The organism is Salipiger sp. HF18, from assembly GCF_011806505.1.
Classification (GTDB): Bacteria; Pseudomonadota; Alphaproteobacteria; order Rhodobacterales; family Rhodobacteraceae; genus Salipiger; species Salipiger thiooxidans.
In genome coordinates this window covers 1-3070 of sequence record NZ_JAATOS010000473.1, presented here as the reverse complement: position 1 = coordinate 3070, position 3070 = coordinate 1, and the positions used below count along the sequence as shown (strand labels likewise).

General features: G+C 71.1%; 2 protein-coding genes and 1 pseudogene. 1 reads left to right on the top strand and 2 read right to left on the bottom strand.

What is annotated here, in order from left to right; all coding sequences use genetic code 11:
* Positions 1–37 precede the first annotated feature (37 nt).
* Entirely contained in the window at positions 38–1894 is a 1857-nt protein-coding gene (locus HC022_RS22655; protein ID WP_167453906.1) for an ABC-F family ATP-binding cassette domain-containing protein, read from the top strand.
* 49 nt (positions 1895–1943) lie between these two features.
* Here HC022_RS22655 and HC022_RS22650 read toward each other — a convergent pair whose 3' ends face one another.
* Together HC022_RS22650 and HC022_RS22645 are read right to left on the bottom strand one after the other, a co-directional pair.
* The gene (locus HC022_RS22650; protein ID WP_167453905.1) at positions 1944–2762 is read right to left on the bottom strand and encodes a transglutaminase family protein; all 819 of its coding nucleotides are present in this window, start codon (positions 2760–2762) and stop codon (positions 1944–1946) included.
* A gap of 157 nt (positions 2763–2919) precedes the next feature.
* A pseudogene (locus tag HC022_RS22645) lies at positions 2920–3070 on the bottom strand (N-(5'-phosphoribosyl)anthranilate isomerase); the annotation flags it as partial.

Below are 3070 nucleotides of genomic sequence, written 5' to 3'. Positions count from 1 at the left end.
GATTTCCGGCGCCCGCACGCTCTGCTAGAGCCCGCCCATGCTTAGGATCGACGACATCTCTTTTTCCATCGAGGGCCGCCCCCTGTTCGAGGGTGCCTCTGCCGTGATTCCCGCCGGCCACAAGGTCGGGCTCGTTGGCCCCAACGGGGCGGGCAAGACCACGCTGTTCCGGCTCATCCGGGGAGAGAGGACCCTCGACGGGGGCGAGATCTCGATGGATGAGAGCGCCCGCATCGGGGGCGTCGCGCAGGAGGCGCCGGCCAATGCCATGTCGCTGATCGACACGGTGCTCGAGGCCGACACCGAGCGCGCCGCGCTGATGGCCGAGGCCGAGACCGCCACCGATCCGCACCGCATCGCCGATGTGCAGACCCGGCTCGCGGACATCGACGCATGGTCCGCCGAGGGGCGCGCCGCGTCGATCCTCAAGGGGCTGGGCTTCGACGAGGCCGACCAGCAGCGCCCGAGCTCGGATTTCTCGGGCGGCTGGCGCATGCGGCTGGCCCTTGCCGGAGTTCTCTTCGCGCAGCCCGACGTGCTGCTGCTGGACGAACCGACCAACTACCTCGACCTCGAGGGCGCGCTGTGGCTCGAGAGCTACCTCGCGCGCTACCCGCACACCGTCATCGTGATCAGCCACGACCGTGGGCTGCTGAACCGGGCGGTGGGCGCGATCCTGCATCTCGAGGCGCGCAAGCTGACGCTCTACCAGGGCGGCTATGACACCTTCGCCCGCACCCGCGCCGAGCGCCGCGCGGTGCAGGCGGCGGCCGCGAAGAAGCAGGAGGACCGCAAGGCCCACCTGCAGAGCTTCGTCGACCGCTTCCGCGCCAAGGCCTCGAAGGCCAAGCAGGCGCAGGCCCGTCTTAAGATGATCGCGCGGATGGACACCATCACCGCGCCTGAGGATCTCGCCAAGCGGGTCTTCACCTTCCCGCAGCCCGATCAGCTTTCGCCGCCGATCGTGGCGCTCGAGGGCGGCGCCACCGGCTACGGCGAGCGGAAGGTGCTGCAGAAACTGAACCTGCGCATCGACCAGGACGACCGCATCGCGCTTCTGGGCCGCAACGGCCAGGGCAAGTCGACGCTGTCGAAGCTGCTGGCCGACCGGCTGGCGCTGATGGACGGCAAGATGACGCGCTCGTCCAAGCTGCGCATCGGTTACTTCGCCCAGCACCAGGTCGACGAGCTGCACCTCGACGAGACGCCGCTCCAGCACCTCCAGCGCGAGCGCCCCGAGGTCATGCCCTCGCGCCTGCGCGCGCAGCTCGCGGGCTTCGGGCTTGGCGCCGATCAGGCCGAGACCGTGGTGGGCCGGCTCTCGGGTGGCCAGAAGGCGCGCCTGTCGCTGCTGCTTGCGACGCTCGACGCGCCGCACATGCTGATCCTCGACGAACCGACCAACCCCCTCGACATCGAGAGCCGCGAGGCGCTGGTCGAAGCGCTCACCGCCTATTCCGGCGCGGTGATCCTCGTCAGTCACGACATGCACCTGCTGGGCATGGTTGCCGACCGGCTGTGGCTGGTGAAGGACGGCACCGTGCGGCCCTACGAGGATGACCTCGACGCCTACCGCGCCATGCTGCTGACGCAGGACAAGCCCGGCCGGGGCGACCGCGAGAAGCCCGTCGTCAAGGCGCCGAAGCCGTCGCGGGACGAGATCCTCGCGCTGCGCTCGGACGTGCGGAAATGCGAGGCTCGGGTCGAGAAGATCGAGGAGATGCGCGAGAAGCTCGCCACCAAGCTCGCCGATCCCGAGCTCTACGAGGACAACCGCGCCGGCGAGCTTGCCACCTGGAACAAGAAATACGCCGAGGTGATGGACGGTCTGCGCCGCGCCGAGACGCTCTGGGAACAGGCGCTGGAAAAGCTCGAGAGAGCCGAGACCGCCTGAGCGGACGCCCATAGATCCCCCCCCCCCCCCCGCAGCGCCACGCCTTCGCTCAGCCCGTCGCCCCGATCTCCACGCTGTAGCGCAGCGTGGCGCCCGTCGGGGCGCCGTAGTAGCCGCCCTCCACCGGCATCGTTGCTGCCTGCTCCGGCGCGGCGAAGAGCGCCACGTGGCCGTCGCTGACACGGGTGCCGTGGGTCGGGTCGAAGGCCACCCAGCCGCCGGGCAGCCAGACCTCGGGCCAGGCGTGCAGGTGGCGCCTGCCATCGACGCTCTCGGCCCGCGCCTGATAGCCGCTCACGAAGCGCGCAGGCAGGCCCATGAGGCGGCAACAGGCGATGAAGAGCACCGCGAGGTCCCGGCACGCGCCCTGTGCCCTCAGCAGCGTCTCCTCAGGGCTCTGGGCATAGCCCGTCTCGCGGATGCGCCGGTCGGTGCGGGCAAAGAGCGTCGTGGTCAGCGCATCGAGAAAGCCGGGCGCCCGCCCGCCCCCGGCGGCGACCATCCCCTGCGCGAAACTCCGCACCGCCGCGCCGGGATCGGCCTGCGCAAGGCACGGCGCCAGCCCCTCCGGCGCCTCGCGCCACGGCAGCACGACGTCCTGCCCTGCCGTGCCGGGGACCGCCGTCTCGACCTCGAACCGGCTCTCGATGGAGAGGAACTGCGTGGCGGGACCGAATTCGACCCGCGTGAGGCAGTTGCCGTGGGCGTCGGTCTCTTCGATCAGCGACAGCGGCTCGGGCAGGATCAGCAGCCGCCGCGACAGCACGCGGCCGGTGTCGGCACGCGGGGTCAGCCGCAGCACGTGCGGCGCGAGGCTCACCGGGGCCTCGTAGCGGTAGACGGTCTCGTGACGTACGGAAAACCGCATCGCGGGCTCCTCCTGCCGGGCGCTTCAGCACGCAGCAAAGCACCGCTGTCGGGGGAGTTTCCAGCGCGGAACGCCCTCCGCGGGCGCCGAGGGCGGCAGCCAGCCTTTTCGATGGGCAGCGCCCGTGGGGCTTGGGGGCCGCCGGGCCCGTGGCGACTCAGAGCCGCGGGACGGCGCCCACGGTGCCCGCCGCAGCGGCGGCACTGGCAAAGGCAGCGATCTTGTCGAGATCCTTCACCCCCGGCGCCGATTCGACGCCCGAGGAGACGTCGACCTGCCGCGCCCCGGTCAGGGCGACGGCCTGCCCG

Bases quoted from the DNA above. Each gene is read 5' to 3' on its own strand.
- HC022_RS22655 (WP_167453906.1), top strand. From the start codon at position 38: ATGCTTAGGATCGACGACATCTCTTTTTCCATCGAGGGCCGCCCCCTG.
- HC022_RS22650 (WP_167453905.1), bottom strand. From the start codon at position 2,762: ATGCGGTTTTCCGTACGTCACGAGACCGTCTACCGCTACGAGGCCCCG.